The organism is Pseudomonas sp. 18173, from assembly GCF_050432945.1.
Lineage (GTDB): Bacteria > Pseudomonadota > Gammaproteobacteria > Pseudomonadales > Pseudomonadaceae > Aquipseudomonas.
On the sequence record NZ_JBKFTN010000013.1, the window covers coordinates 1 to 12456 of the forward strand.

General features: G+C 61.0%; 14 protein-coding genes. 8 read left to right on the forward strand and 6 right to left on the reverse strand.

The annotated features are described in order from the left end of the window. Positions 1–246: glycosyltransferase (locus ACLD1X_RS15760; RefSeq protein ID WP_429369149.1), on the reverse strand; the 246-nt coding region annotated here is incomplete at its 3' end. Positions 247–551: 305 nt separating this feature from the next. Here ACLD1X_RS15760 and ACLD1X_RS15765 point away from each other — a divergent pair. Beyond that, complete coding sequence (locus tag ACLD1X_RS15765; protein ID WP_429369151.1) at positions 552–1196, forward strand: YceH family protein; 645 nt, start codon at positions 552–554, stop codon at positions 1194–1196. A 143-nt stretch (positions 1197–1339) separates the two neighbouring features. On the opposite strand, the gene ACLD1X_RS15770 is transcribed toward ACLD1X_RS15765, so the two are convergent. Both ACLD1X_RS15770 and ACLD1X_RS15775 read right to left on the reverse strand, forming a co-directional pair. Beyond that, the gene (locus ACLD1X_RS15770) at positions 1340–1858 is read right to left on the reverse strand and encodes a cupin domain-containing protein (protein WP_429369153.1); all 519 of its coding nucleotides are present in this window, start codon (positions 1856–1858) and stop codon (positions 1340–1342) included. A 9-nt stretch (positions 1859–1867) separates the two neighbouring features. Beyond that, on the reverse strand, positions 1868–2686 hold the full coding sequence (locus ACLD1X_RS15775; protein ID WP_429369155.1) for a shikimate 5-dehydrogenase: 819 nt from the start codon (positions 2684–2686) through the stop codon (positions 1868–1870). A 246-nt stretch (positions 2687–2932) separates the two neighbouring features. On the opposite strand from ACLD1X_RS15775, the gene ACLD1X_RS15780 reads away from it, so the two are divergent. The 3 genes from ACLD1X_RS15780 (at position 2933) to ACLD1X_RS15790 (ending at position 4014) form a co-directional block, all read left to right on the forward strand. Further along, on the forward strand, positions 2933–3277 hold the full coding sequence (locus tag ACLD1X_RS15780) for a hypothetical protein (RefSeq protein WP_429369157.1): 345 nt from the start codon (positions 2933–2935) through the stop codon (positions 3275–3277). A 235-nt stretch (positions 3278–3512) separates the two neighbouring features. Beyond that, on the forward strand, positions 3513–3707 hold the full coding sequence (locus ACLD1X_RS15785; protein ID WP_085718913.1) for a hypothetical protein: 195 nt from the start codon (positions 3513–3515) through the stop codon (positions 3705–3707). A 115-nt stretch (positions 3708–3822) separates the two neighbouring features. Next, a complete protein-coding gene (locus ACLD1X_RS15790; RefSeq protein ID WP_429369159.1) occupies positions 3823–4014 on the forward strand; it encodes a hypothetical protein in 192 nt (63 codons plus the stop codon). On the opposite strand, the gene ACLD1X_RS15795 is transcribed toward ACLD1X_RS15790, so the two are convergent. Beyond that, positions 4011–5072: an AI-2E family transporter gene (locus tag ACLD1X_RS15795; protein WP_429369161.1), complete on the reverse strand. Its 1062-nt coding sequence runs from the start codon at positions 5070–5072 to the stop codon at positions 4011–4013. The genes ACLD1X_RS15790 and ACLD1X_RS15795 overlap by 4 nt on opposite strands. A gap of 160 nt (positions 5073–5232) precedes the next feature. On the opposite strand from ACLD1X_RS15795, the gene yegQ reads away from it, so the two are divergent. After that, complete coding sequence (gene yegQ, locus ACLD1X_RS15800; protein ID WP_429369163.1) at positions 5233–6558, forward strand: tRNA 5-hydroxyuridine modification protein YegQ; 1326 nt, start codon at positions 5233–5235, stop codon at positions 6556–6558. Between the two features lie 121 nt (positions 6559–6679). Here the strand turns inward: yegQ and ACLD1X_RS15805 are convergent, their stop codons facing one another. Then, positions 6680–7543, reverse strand: a complete 864-nt coding sequence (locus ACLD1X_RS15805) for a LysR family transcriptional regulator (protein ID WP_429369165.1) — start codon at positions 7541–7543, stop codon at positions 6680–6682. Positions 7544–7639: 96 nt separating this feature from the next. Between ACLD1X_RS15805 and ACLD1X_RS15810 the strand changes: the two genes are divergently transcribed. Beyond that, positions 7640–8551, forward strand: a complete 912-nt coding sequence (locus tag ACLD1X_RS15810) for a DMT family transporter (protein ID WP_429369167.1) — start codon at positions 7640–7642, stop codon at positions 8549–8551. A gap of 141 nt (positions 8552–8692) precedes the next feature. Here ACLD1X_RS15810 and ACLD1X_RS15815 read toward each other — a convergent pair whose 3' ends face one another. After that, positions 8693–9403: a FadR/GntR family transcriptional regulator gene (locus tag ACLD1X_RS15815; RefSeq protein ID WP_429369169.1), complete on the reverse strand. Its 711-nt coding sequence runs from the start codon at positions 9401–9403 to the stop codon at positions 8693–8695. A 280-nt stretch (positions 9404–9683) separates the two neighbouring features. Between ACLD1X_RS15815 and ACLD1X_RS15820 the strand changes: the two genes are divergently transcribed. Next, positions 9684–11030, forward strand: coding sequence for an MFS transporter (locus ACLD1X_RS15820; protein WP_429369171.1), 1347 nt, complete (start codon positions 9684–9686; stop codon positions 11028–11030). A gap of 24 nt (positions 11031–11054) precedes the next feature. Next, positions 11055–12398 (forward strand): glucarate dehydratase, encoded by a 1344-nt coding sequence (gene gudD / locus ACLD1X_RS15825; protein WP_429369173.1) that lies wholly within the window; start codon positions 11055–11057, stop codon positions 12396–12398. Positions 12399–12456 lie beyond the last annotated feature (58 nt).

Genomic DNA, 12456 nt, shown 5'->3' on the forward strand with positions numbered 1-12456 from the left:
GGCGTGGTAGAGCGAGGTGCTCTGCCCCAGCGAACGCTCGTGATGGAGGATGCGCAGGGTGTTGAGGCCGTCGTGGCGCATCTGCCGCAACTCCTGCAGGGTCGAATCGGTGCTGCCATCGTCGACGACGATGATTTCGTAGGATTCATCGGCCAGCGCCACGCGGATTTCCTCAAGCAGCGGCTTGAGGTTGTTCGCTTCGTTCTTGGCGGGAATCAGTACGGATACAAAAAGGTCTTGGCTCATGGAGTCACTCTCGCCTTTATTGGATTTCTTTTATCAGAGGCGAATGAAGGTGTAGTACACCGGCCGACTCGATGCAGGGTTCAGCAGTTCAGGGCGATGACGCCAACAATACCCGCCCTGATGGACGCGCTCGCGCGCGACCCCGCATACGGTGCCCGGCCAATTGTAAAAATGGCGTTAATATTTCATACACTTTTTGTCATCATTGCGCGAATGACGCAGCGAATTCTGTTGCGCTTGGCGCCTGCCCATCTAAAGTGCACCCACGCAAGTGAAAAACATGAATCGGGTAAGGATGCAGAACCATGAGCGCTGAGCAAGAGACGACTTTCGATGAGCCCCGGCTCAACACCACGGAAATCCGCATTCTGGGCTCGTTGATCGAGAAACAGGCCACCAGCCCGGAAACCTATCCCCTGACCCTCAATGCCCTGGTGATTGCCTGCAACCAGAAAACCAGCCGCGAGCCGGTGATGAACCTCACACCAGGCCAGGTCGGCCAAAGCCTGCGTGCCCTCGAAGGGCGCGGTTTCACCAGGCTGGTGATGGGCAGCCGCGCCGACCGCTGGGAGCACAAGGTCGACAAGGCCCTGGAACTGGTGCCGGCGCAGGTCATCCTGAGCGGGCTGATGTTCCTGCGCGGCCCGCAGACCGTCAATGAACTGCTGACCCGCAGCGGCCGCATGCATGAGTTCGAAGACGCCGAACAGGTTGTACATCAACTCGAACGCCTGATCGCCCGGGGCCTGGCCGTGCTGATACCGCGCCAGGCCGGCCAGCGCGAAGACCGCTATACCCACGCCTTGGGCGACCCGGCGGATATCGAGGCGATCATGGCGGCACGGCACAACCCGACCGAGCGTGGCAGTGGCGGGGTTTCTGTTGAACGGATCGAAGAACTGGAAGCGCGGATTGCGGCGCTGGAAGAGCGTTTGGCGCGACTGGAATAGCCTGCATGTTTGCCTGACACAAGACCTGTAGGAGCGAGCTTGCTCGCGAAAAACGTCCAGATGACGCGCTCATTCAGACAGTACGCGTTTTCGTTGACGTCCATCGCGAGCGAGCTCCTACAGGGGTTTGACGGTGCCTGTGGTTACTCGCCGTCCCAGTAATCCACGCCATCGGCCTGGCGGGCCACCGCCACAAAACCCGAGGCATTGCCCTCGGCATCCACCTTGAAATCATCCATCACGGCGTATTTGCCGGAATCGGGATATTCACAGATCTCCGGTGATTGCTGGGTGCTGACGGCCAGGTAGCGCAACTCGCCATTGCTGGTATTGATGATCTGGTGCGCCTTTTCAGGCCCGCCCGGCGGGCAGGCGATCACATCACCGGCGCGGATTGGAAAGCGTTCCGATCCCAGGCGGACCTCCCCTTGCCCGGCCACGACGTAGAACATCTCCTCATTGACCCGATGACTGTGAAACGGGCTGCCACGCATGCCCGGTTCCAGCACATACAAGCGGTAACCGAGCTTTTGCGCTCCCAATTGCTGGCCGACGCGGGCCAGGCGCTGTTGATAGCGACCGGCGGTTTCACCCGTCGGCGCAAACGCTTCGGGCAGCGGTTCAAGCTCGACCGAATCCAGATTGAGAATGGGCGGATGCATGGACACCTCCTAGCTGCGGGCGAACGCGACGGCCTTGTGGAATTGCTCGTCTGTCGGGCGTACGCCGGTATAGAGCACAAATTGCTCCAGTGCCTGGATGGCGATCACCTCCAGGCCGGTAATGACCCGCTTGCCTTCGGCACGAGCACGCACGATCAGCGGCGTTTCCGAGGGGATCGCCACCACATCGAACACAGTTTCCGCTTTTTCGATCACCTCGGGCGCAAAGGCCATTTGCTCGGCCTCCGGTCCTCCCGTCATGCCGATCGGGGTGACGTTGACCAGCATCTGCGGGCGGCGACTGCCCAGTTCGGCTTGCCACTCATACCCCAACGACTGCGCCAGCGCCTGCCCGGCGCGCTCGTTGCGGGCCACGATCAGGCCGTGTTCATAACCGCCGTCGCGCAGGGCGCTCGCCACGGCCTTGGCCATGCCGCCACTGCCACGCAAGGCAAAGGTCGAGTCCTTGGGCACCTGGTGTTTTTCCAGCAACTGGGCAACGGCGATGTAATCGGTGTTGTAGGCCTTGAGATGCCCGTCGGTGTTGACGATGGTGTTGATCGATTGAATGGCGGCGGCAGAGGCGTCGAGTTCATCGACCAGGGCAATGCAGGCTTCCTTGAACGGCATCGACACACCACAGCCACGAATCCGCAGGGCGCGAATGCCGGCAACGGCCCCTGGCAGGTCCTCGCTGGCAAAGGCCTTGTAGTAAAAATTCAGGCCCAGCTGTTCATACAGATGATTATGAAAACGCAGGCCAAAGTTCCCGGGACGCCCTGAAAGGGACATGCACAGCTGGGTGTCTTTGTTGGGGTTCATCTGCATGGGGAAGCTCCTTGGAATGCACTTTTCGGATGGACGGGATTAGCCCCCCATCGGGTTCTGACCGATCATATAAGCCTGTTCGCACGGACTTGAACGGGTCGGTAAGAAAGTCGGTACAGACCTTACACAAAATTTACCCAACGGCCGTGCCGATTTTCGAAAAAACGCTGTCTTAGAAGTATCCCCGCGACAATCCTTGGGTCTATTGCAGACACAAGCGCCGGGCTGAAGAACCGAGGAACTATCATGATCCGTAAAGTCCCCACAGTAGCCTTGCTGATCGGCGCCCTTGCTATCGCAGGACAGGCGCAAGCCCATGGTGGTGGTAATTACTGGCAAGGCCCGGCGGTGTTTGGCGCGATCGTCGGTACTGCCATTGTCGGCTCGGCCCTGATCAACGCCAATCGCCCGGTCTATGTCGCACCGCAACCGGTCTACGCCCAACCTGCGCCGGTCTATTACGCACCACCGCCACCGGTTTACTACCAACCGGCACCGGTTTATGTCCAGCAACCGGTCTACTACGGCCCGCCACCGGTTTATTACGGCCCACCCCGTGGCTACTACGGCCATCACTACGGCCGCTGGTAACGCAATCATCAAGCCCCGCTGAAACAGCGGGGCTTTTTTTATGCCCGTTTGTCGTTGCCGGTCTGGAAAAATCTTTCCAAGGTCGCTATCGGAACAGTGCGCGCGGTGAAAAAGGGCAATATGGACTGACCCGTTTTCTGCCGTGCGGCGAAAAACGGTCATATTTTTGTCATGACAGTTGCGCAAGCTCGGGGCTGTCCGTCGATAACAGGTTGATAACAACAAGGACGACCACATGCCAACGCAAAACCCGCACCGCATCGTCGGTCTGTGCACCTCCAGCAAGGTGTACAACGCACTGACCGAACTCAAGCACCTGGAAGGTCATCGCAGCGCCAAGTTTCTTTCGCTGCTGACGCAAAACCTGGTGCGCAAGGGCCTGCTCAACGAGCAGGAAGTGGTACATATGCTCGATCAGGTGGTCAACTGACCGACCAGCGGTCGTTTGCCCCCGCTGGCATCAATGACCACTATCAAAAGCGTTGATTACTCCTCAAGGCACCCGGACCTTAAAGTGACTCCACAGATTGATGGAGGTACTTGTCATGTCCCAGGTTCAGATCATGTCCGTTATCGGCAGCGCCGTCCCCCCGCAGCTCAGGGAGCTGGGCATGCTCGCCTGCTGGTATCTGGTGCAGGACGGCGTGCAGATCAGCGGTCCGCTCACTTCGCTGCCCGCGGCCCAGGCACTGTCGCAACGCATCGGCACCGGCCAGTCCGGCAGGTTCAGCGCCTAGGGCAGCTGCACCCGCGGTTTGGTTTCGATGAAAATCGCCCAGCTCGACATGAACAGGGCCGCGATCAACGGGCCGATGACAAAGCCGTTCAAGCCGAAAACCGCCAGGCCGCCGAGGGTCGAGATCAGGATCATGTAGTCCGGCATCCGGGTGTCCTTGCCCACCAGCAACGGCCTGAGCAGATTGTCCACCAGCCCGATCACGAAGATCCCGAACAGCCCCAGCACCACGCCCTGCCAAATCGCCCCGGTGAGCAGGAAAAACGCCGCCACCGGCGCCCAGACGATTCCCGCCCCCACCGCCGGCAGCAATGACAGAAACGCCATCAATACCGCCCAGAGCAATACGCTGGGAATGTCCAGACACCAGAAAATCAGCCCCCCCAGCGCGCCTTGCGTGATGGCCACCAGCAGGTTGCCCTTCACCGTGGCCCGCACCACACGATTGAACTTGAGCTGCAAACGGCGCTTCTGCTGCTCCTGCAACGGCACCGCCAGGCGCACCTTGCGCGCCAGTTCCGCACCGTCGCGCAGGAAGAAGAACAGCAGGTACAGCATGATGAAGAAACTGACGACGAACTCGAACGTGCCCTGGCCGAAACTGAAGGCCTGAGAGGCCAGCACCTGCCCGCCGGTCATCGCACTTTTGACGATTTTCTCACGCAGCCCGTTCAACTCACCCATGCCGAAGCGATCCAGCAGGTGTTGGAAATACACCGGCAGGCTGTGCTTGAACTGCGCCACGTAGCCGGCAATGTCCAGTTCGCCGCTCTCGACGCTTTTGTAGAGTGTCGCGCCCTCCTGAACCAGCAAGGCGCTGATGACGATCACCGGCAAAATCGCAATCACCAGGCAGATGCTCAATGTGCACAGCGACGTCAGGTTGCGCTGCCAGCCGAACTTCAGTTGCAGCCGACGCTGCAGTGGCGCAAAGACGATGGCGAGGATCACCGCCCAGAACACCGCGCCGTAGAACGGCAGCAGGATCCAGATGAAGGCCGCGCTCACCAGCACCAGCAAAACCGTCAGCGTTTTGTCCTGCAGGGTCGTTTCGTTCATGTCCGTTCCGTGCCGCTCGGGACGAAAAACTTCCGCCCTGATGTTTAGTCCGCTGCGGCTCGCGCGAGTGCCATCGATTTGTTGATCAGGCATGGATCCAGGTCAATAAATCCCCGGCACAGGACGTTTACCCTGTTCGGCTTTTGCGACCGACACCGCCATGAACCTCACCGCCCCAGAACTGCTCGCCCCCGCCGGTACCCTGAAAAACATGCGTTACGCCTTCGCCTACGGTGCCGATGCCGTGTATGCCGGCCAGCCGCGCTACAGCCTGCGGGTGCGCAACAACGAATTCGACCACGCCAACCTGGCCCTTGGCATTCGCGAAGCACAGGCCCAGGGCAAGCGCTTCTACGTGGTGGTGAACATCGCGCCGCACAACGCCAAGCTCAAGACCTTCCTCAAGGACCTTGAACCGGTGATCGCCATGGCCCCGGATGCGCTGATCATGTCCGACCCTGGCCTGATCGTGCTGGTGCGCCGGCACTATCCGCTGATGCCGATCCACCTTTCAGTGCAGGCCAATACGGTGAACTGGGCAAGCGTCGAGTTCTGGCAGCAGCAGGGCCTGAGCCGGATCATCCTGTCGCGGGAGCTGTCGCTGGAGGAAATCGCCGAGATTCGCCAGCAAGTACCGGCCATGGAACTGGAAGTGTTCGTGCACGGCGCGTTGTGCATGGCCTATTCCGGCCGTTGCCTGCTGTCGGGCTACATGAACCGGCGCGACGCCAACCAGGGCACCTGCACCAACGCCTGTCGCTGGAAATACTCGGCGCAGCCGGCCACGGAAAACCAGCTCGGCGAGATTGTCCAGACATACGACCCCGAACCGACCCTGGGCATCGGCGCGCCCACCGACCAGGTGTTCCTGTTGCAGGAAGCCAACCGTCCCGGCGAACAGATGCCCGCCTTCGAAGACGAGCACGGCACTTACATCATGAACGCCAAGGACCTGCGCGCCGTGCAGCACGTCGAACGCCTGACGCACATGGGCGTGCATTCCCTGAAAATCGAAGGCCGGACCAAATCCCACTTCTATTGCGCACGCACCACCCAGGTCTATCGCCAGGCCATCGACGACGCTGTGGCGGGCCGGGCCTTCGACCGCGGCCTGATGACGGACCTGGAGTCCCTCGCCCAGCGCGGCTACACCGAAGGCTTCCTGCGTCGGCATGTGCATGACGAGTACCAGAACTACCAGAACGGCAGCTCGGTGTCGGAGCGGCAGCAGTTTGTCGGTGAATTGACCGGGCGGCGCCAGGATCGCCTGGCCGAGGTCAAGGTGAAGAACCGCTTCGGCCTGGGCGACCACATGGAACTGATGACGCCCAAGGGCAACTTCCACTTCGATCTGCATCAGTTGCTAAACGCCAGGGGTGAAGCGATCGACGTTGCACCGGGCGACGGGCACACCGTGTACCTGCCGATCCCGGATGCGGTGGACCTGGAGTTCGGGTTGTTGATGCGGGATGTGAGTACGACCTGATCTCCAAATACACACATAACCCTGTGGGAGCGGGCTTGCCCGCGAAGTGGGCGGCACATTCAAAATCAATGTCGTCTGACACACCGACTTCGCTGGCAAGCCAGCTCCCACAGGTACTGCGTTACGCAAACTCCTCCCGCAGCATCGCCACAAACGCCTCTCGCGCCGGGTGAACCCCGGCGTTTTCGTGCCAGTAAAACAGGCTCTCGATGGCCGTCAATTCGGGAAACTCGAACGCCACGCACCCGGCGCCCTTGGCGTATTGATCGAATACCCCTTTAGTCACCAGCGCCACGCCGGCCCCGGCGCTGACGCAACCGACAATCGCGCCATAGCTGGCCAGGCTGACAATCGGCAGCGCCAACCCGTTGCGCAATAACCAATGCTCCATCGCCGCCCGGTACGGACAGCCCTGGGGCCAAAGGAACATCGTCTTGTCCTGCAGGTCCGTGACGTCGCGCAGCGGTCCGAGAGAGGTCGAGGCGATCAGCAGCAAGTCTTCGCGGTACATCGGCGTGCGTTTGAGGTGCGAACGCTCGACATCCACCGCCACGATTGCGCCGTCGAGCTTGTGATTGAGCGTGTCATCGAGCAACTGGGCCCAGGTGCCGGTGGTCAGTTCCAGCGCCACCTGCGGGAAACGCTTGTGGAATTTCGCCAGCAGACGCGGCAAACGCCCGGTGGCCGATGACTCGATGGCCCCGATGCGCAACGGCCCGGAGGGTTCGGCCGAAGGGTCGACCGCGCGCTTGGCCTCGGCGGTGAGGGCAAGGATTTTCGAGGCGTAGGCCAGGAAGGTCTGCCCCGACGGGCTGATGCGCAGCCCTCGCCCTTCGCGCAGAAACAGCGCGACCCCCAGCTCGGCCTCAAGGGCCTTGATCCGTGCAGTGATGTTCGACGGCACGCAATGCAGTACCTCGGCGGCACGGGCGATGCTGCCGACCTCGGCCACGGTCTTGAACATGCGAATTTGTGCCAGCTCCATACATCACCAAAAGTGAACGGTTTACGCAGTATAAGTCAGTTGTGGCGAACGATGCGCTTTCTGATACTCGCTGCATCCGCCCACAGGTGCATGACCATGACGCCGCTCACACCCTCCCCCGTTTCACCCTGGAAAATCATCCTGGCCATGGCGTTTGTCGTGGCCTGCTGGGGATACTCCCCGACCGGCATTCATATCGGCTTGCAGGCCTACGACCCCGTGCACCTGGCACTCCTGCGCTTCCTGCTGGCCTCCGCGTTCATGGCCGTGGTCGCGATATTCAAGGGCATCCGCCTGCCCGGCCTGCGCGACCTGCCGCTGATGTTCGGCCTGGGATTCTTTGCCGTGAGCCTGCATCACGTGGCGATCAACTTCGGGCAACAGGGCGTCAGCGCCGGCGCTTCGAGCGTCCTGGCGCAGACCACGCCGCTGTTCAGCACACTGATCGCGCGCTTCGTGCTCAAGGATCAGGTAAGCCTGTGGCGCTGGGGTTGTGTGCTGCTCGGGTTGTTTGGCGTGGTGATTGTGGTGGCGGGCGATCATGGCTTGGGCAGCCTCGATGCCCACGGCTTGCTGATCCTGCTGGCGGCGGTGTCCTGGAGTCTCTACTTCGCCCTGCAAAAACATCACACCGGGCGGTACGACGGGCTGACGCTGGTGTGCTACACGGTGTGGTCCGGCACAGCACTGTTGTTGATCTTTCTGCCCGGCCTTATGGAGCAGGTCGCCCTGGCACCGCTGCACGTGCAGTTCGCCGTGTTCACCCTGGGGATTTTCCCGAGTGCCCTGGCGTACCTGGCGTGGGCCTATGTACTGGCGCATGTCGATTTGAGCCGGGCGACGATGACCCTGTATCTGACCCCGCCGACGGCGATGGTGATTGCGTCTTATGCGCTCGGCGAACGGCCGACGCTGATGATCGTGGTCGGCGGGCTGGTGGTGTTGGCGAGTGTGCTGGCGTTGAATCTGGAGCGGCGGGCTGTTGTTGTTCAGGTTGCTCGGGTCTGATCCATGTTTTTTGCTGCCTGGACTGACGTCTTCGCGAGCAGGCTCGCTCCCACATTGATCATGTGAACACTACACATCTCCTGTGGGAGCGAGCCTGCTCGCGAAGAACGATGACTCGGTGCTTCTGAAAAACAGACAACCTCAGCTAGCCGAAAACCGGTCGCGACTGTTGGTCAGGTGCAGCCACATGGCCGCTCGCGCCGCGTCCGGGTCCTGGCGCTTGATGGCGTTGAGGATCGCCTCGTGCTCGAGGTTGGCCAGTTCGCCGAGCTTGCTCAAGTCCACGGCACCACGCTCGGTCGCATTGACCCGGGTGCGCGGGATCATGGCACTGCCCAGGTGCTGCATGATTTCGGTGAAGCACAGGTTGCCGGTGGCTTCGGCGATCAGCAGATGAAAACGCCGGTCGGCTTCGACGCAACTGTCGTTGTTGGCCAGCAGGCTTTGATAGTCATCCAGCGCTTCACGCATCTGCACCAGTTGCAGATCGGTACGGCGAATCGCCGCCAGTGCGGCCGCCTGGGTTTCCAGGCCCATGCGCAGCTCCAGAATGCTGCGCACCCCCAATGCCGTGTCGACATTCAGCCGCAGCCCCTGCTCCGGTGCGCGCTCGATCACAAAGGTGCCAATGCCATGCCGGGTTTCCACCAGCCCCGAGGCCTGCAACTTGGAGATCGCCTCACGCACCACCGTACGACTGACCCCGTGCTCCCGGACGATGGTGTTCTCCGACGGCAACTTGTCGCCGGGCAACATCTGGCCGAGCAGGATGCGCTGGGTCAGTTTCTCCACCAGGTCATGGGCCAGGTTGTGGCTGCGCTTGCGGGCCGGTGCTTCTAAGTCTTCTTGCATGAGGGTGTCCGGAAATCAGGGCTATCGAATCGTAGCACCGCGCCTGACGGGAATCCTGAAAAATCTCGCCTATCTTGTATGACAACACTCAACAACAAGCCCATATCCGGTCACCAAAACAGCCAAAAGACATCAATCACGGAATAAAAAACCTCTGCAATCACGCTATTTTGTTGAATAAACGTGGTTGCGCGATGAAAAAATCTAGTTGTATGATGTCTATCAACAACGCAGCACCCAGCCTTACCCCGCATAAAAATAACGAGTGGGAGAAAACGCAGTGAATACATCCATCCCAGGGATGCAGGACGACGCCAGTTCAGCGCTGAAGTCCGCCATCGCCAAAGTCAAACGTCACGTCTTGCCGCTGTTCGTCATCATGTTCATCGTCAATTACATTGATCGCGTGAACATCGGCTTCGTCCGTGCCCACATGGAACACGACCTGGGCATTGGCGCTGCCGCCTATGGCCTCGGTGCCGGTCTGTTCTTCATCGGTTATGCCCTGTTCGAAGTGCCCTCCAACATCCTTCTGCAAAAGGTCGGCGCGCGCATCTGGCTGACCCGCATCATGCTGACCTGGGGCCTGGTCGCCGCAGGCATGGCGTTCATCCAGAACGAAACCCACTTCTACGTCCTGCGTTTTCTGCTGGGCGTGGCCGAAGCCGGGTTCTTCCCCGGGGTGATCTACTACTTCACCCGCTGGTTGCCCGGCGCGGAGCGTGGCAAGGCGATTGCCATTTTCCTCAGTGGCTCGGCGGTCGCCTCGCTGATCTCCGGCCCGCTGTCCGGCTTGCTCCTGCAAATCGAAGGGCTGGGCCTGCACGGCTGGCAATGGATGTATTTCATCGAGGGCATGTTCTCGGTGGGGTTGTGCGTGTTCGTCTGGTTCTGGCTGGACTCCAGGCCCCACGATGCCAAATGGCTGAGCCGTGAGGAGCAGGACGCGCTGGTCAAGGCCATTGACGACGAACAACTGGCCCGCGAAGCCGCTACGCCGATCAAGCCGTCACTGGGCAAATTGCTCAAGGACCGCCAGATCATCCTGTTCTGCCTGATCTACTTCTTTATCCAGCTGACCATCTACGCCGCGACCTTCTGGCTGCCGAGCATCATCAAGAAGATGGGCGACCTGAGTGACATCCAGGTCGGGCTGTTCAACTCGATTCCGTGGTTGCTGTCGATTGTCGGCATGTACGCCTTCGCATCGCTGTCGGCCAAGTGGAAGCATCAGCAAGCCTGGGTTGCCGCGGCCCTGCTGATCGCCGCTGCCGGAATGTTCATGTCCACCACCGGCGGGCCGGTCTTCGCCTTCGTTGCAATCTGTTTTGCAGCACTGGGTTTCAAATCGGCCTCATCCCTGTTCTGGCCGATTCCCCAGGCCTATCTGGATGCACGTATCGCCGCTGGCGTCATCGCGCTGATCAACTCGGTGGGCAACCTCGGTGGCTTCGTTGCGCCAACCACCTTCGGACTGCTCGAAGAGCACACCGGCTCCATCCAGGGCGGGCTGTACGGCCTGGCCGCGACCTCGATCATCGCCGCCATCATCGTGTTTGCCGCCCGCAACACGCCGAAATCCGCACCTGCCGTGGCGCCGGGCAAACCCATGCCCAACCACGCCTGAACTCCGCCTTTCAAGGATTGCAAAATGAACGCACAAGACACCGCAAAAGCCCCGGTCATCACCAGCATGCAAGTGGTTCCGGTGGCCGGCCACGATGGCATGCTGCTCAACCTGAGCGGCGCCCACGGCCCGTTTTTCACCCGCAATATCGTGATCCTCAAGGACAACGCCGGGCACACAGGCGTTGGCGAAGTGCCGGGGGGCGAGCGCATTCGCCAGACCCTCGAAGACGCACGCAGCCTGGTAGTCGGCAGCCCGATTGGCACGTATCAGAAAATTCTCAATCAGGTACGCCAGACCTTCGCCGACCGCGATGCCGGCGGCCGTGGTCTGCAGACCTTCGACCTGCGCATCACCATCCACGCCGTCACCGGCCTGGAAGCCGCACTGCTCGACCTGCTCGGCCAGCACCTGGACGTGCCGGTGGCCGCCTTGCTCGGCGAAGGCCAGCAACGCGATGAAGTGAAGATGCTTGGTTATCTGTTTTATGTCGGTGATCGCAACGCAACGGACCTCGCCTACCGCAGCGAGCCAGACGCCGACAACGACTGGTTCCGCGTGCGTCACGAAAAAGCCATGACCGCCGAGGCGGTGGTCCGGCTGGCCGAGGCGGCCCACGCCCGTTACGGTTTCAAGGACTTCAAACTCAAGGGTGGCGTGCTCAGCGGCGATGCCGAAATCGAAGCGGTCACGGCCCTCGCCGAACGTTTCCCCGAGGCGCGCATCACCCTTGATCCAAATGGCGCCTGGTCACTGAAGGAAGCCATCCGCCTGTGCCGCGACCAGCATCGCGTCCTGGCCTATGCCGAAGACCCGTGCGGGGCGGAAAACGGTTACTCGGGACGCGAAGTCATGGCTGAATTCCGCCGCGCCACCGGGCTGAAAACCGCGACCAACATGATCGCCACCGACTGGCGGGAGATGGGCCACGCGATCCAGTTGCAGTCGGTCGACATTCCCCTGGCCGACCCGCACTTCTGGACCCTGCAAGGCTCGGTGCGCGTGGCGCAGATGTGCCACGAATGGGGCCTGACCTGGGGTTCGCATTCCAACAACCACTTCGACATCTCCCTGGCGATGTTCACCCATGTCGCGGCGGCCGCGCCGGGCGAGATCACCGCCATCGATACCCACTGGATCTGGCAGGACGGCCAGCGCCTGACCAAGGCCCCGCTGCAAATCGTCGACGGCTGCGTGCAAGTGCCACAGAAACCGGGGCTGGGGGTCGAACTGGACATGGATCAGCTCGCCAAGGCTCATGAACTGTACAAAGGCATGGGCCTGGGCGCCCGGGATGACAGCATGGCGATGCAGTTCCTGATTCCGGGCTGGAAGTTCGATAACAAGCAGCCTTGCCTGGTGCGTTGAAACGGCAGTTGCGCGTGGCCGCCTGTTGGCGGCCGGTTTAAAAAGCGCTCGGAGCAGA

Excerpts from the sequence above, each read along its gene's own strand:
- ACLD1X_RS15765 (WP_429369151.1), top strand. The coding sequence starts at position 552 with ATGAGCGCTGAGCAAGAGACGACTTTCGATGAGCCCCGGCTCAACACC.
- ACLD1X_RS15770 (WP_429369153.1), bottom strand. The coding sequence starts at position 1,858 with ATGCATCCGCCCATTCTCAATCTGGATTCGGTCGAGCTTGAACCGCTG.
- ACLD1X_RS15775 (WP_429369155.1), bottom strand. The coding sequence starts at position 2,686 with ATGCAGATGAACCCCAACAAAGACACCCAGCTGTGCATGTCCCTTTCA.
- ACLD1X_RS15780 (WP_429369157.1), top strand. The coding sequence starts at position 2,933 with ATGATCCGTAAAGTCCCCACAGTAGCCTTGCTGATCGGCGCCCTTGCT.
- ACLD1X_RS15785 (WP_085718913.1), top strand. The coding sequence starts at position 3,513 with ATGCCAACGCAAAACCCGCACCGCATCGTCGGTCTGTGCACCTCCAGC.
- ACLD1X_RS15790 (WP_429369159.1), top strand. The coding sequence starts at position 3,823 with ATGTCCCAGGTTCAGATCATGTCCGTTATCGGCAGCGCCGTCCCCCCG.
- ACLD1X_RS15795 (WP_429369161.1), bottom strand. The coding sequence starts at position 5,072 with ATGAACGAAACGACCCTGCAGGACAAAACGCTGACGGTTTTGCTGGTG.
- yegQ (WP_429369163.1), top strand. The coding sequence starts at position 5,233 with ATGAACCTCACCGCCCCAGAACTGCTCGCCCCCGCCGGTACCCTGAAA.
- ACLD1X_RS15805 (WP_429369165.1), bottom strand. The coding sequence starts at position 7,543 with ATGGAGCTGGCACAAATTCGCATGTTCAAGACCGTGGCCGAGGTCGGC.
- ACLD1X_RS15810 (WP_429369167.1), top strand. The coding sequence starts at position 7,640 with ATGACGCCGCTCACACCCTCCCCCGTTTCACCCTGGAAAATCATCCTG.
- ACLD1X_RS15815 (WP_429369169.1), bottom strand. The coding sequence starts at position 9,403 with ATGCAAGAAGACTTAGAAGCACCGGCCCGCAAGCGCAGCCACAACCTG.
- gudD (WP_429369173.1), top strand. The coding sequence starts at position 11,055 with ATGAACGCACAAGACACCGCAAAAGCCCCGGTCATCACCAGCATGCAA.